The sequence below is a fragment of the Salinimicrobium oceani genome (assembly GCF_012037645.1).
In genome coordinates this window covers 1-581 of sequence record NZ_JAAVJR010000268.1, presented here as the reverse complement: position 1 = coordinate 581, position 581 = coordinate 1, and the positions used below count along the sequence as shown (strand labels likewise).

1 protein-coding gene is annotated in these 581 nt (G+C 43.5%); it reads left to right on the top strand.

Going from position 1 to position 581, the window contains the following annotated elements:
- Positions 1 to 581 (top strand): hypothetical protein (locus HC175_RS16660; protein WP_168139488.1); only part of this gene is annotated, 581 nt, incomplete at both ends.

The following is a 581-nucleotide window of genomic DNA, read 5'->3' as shown; positions in this document are numbered from 1 at the left end:
AGGTGCCGATGTAGCACAAACTTACGATATTACTCAGGACCCACAGGATCTATATGGTTTAATTTCAGGAGGGCAAACCATTGGGACCTTTGAAGGGTATCCTGACGGTATGTTCGATCCTTCTGCTGAAGGTCCCGGAATTTACCCGATAAGCTACACTGTAGATGAAACTTCCGGATGTATAGTTGGAAGTGATACTGCTGTTTTCACCATTACTGTAACTCCTTGTGAGGCCAATGCCGGTGAGGATGTAGATGACGTAATATGTCAATCTGAAGCTATACAGCTACAGAATGACATAGCAGCTGATCAATCACAAATGAATGCTATTTTCATCGAGTGGTTAGGAGAGAGAGATACTGATGGTACCTTTGAAGGAGACTTGAGCGGGCTGTCGAGGATAGAAACTGGACCCTTCCCCATTGATATTATAGGAACCTACACGGTAGGTACAGGAATTTGTGAAGAATCAGCCAACATTGCTATCACCATCGTTGAAGATGTTAATGCAGGAGAGAGTACAAGCATTACTTTAGATCCTGATGATGCCCCGGTTAATCTTTTTAACCTTTTAGGCGAGG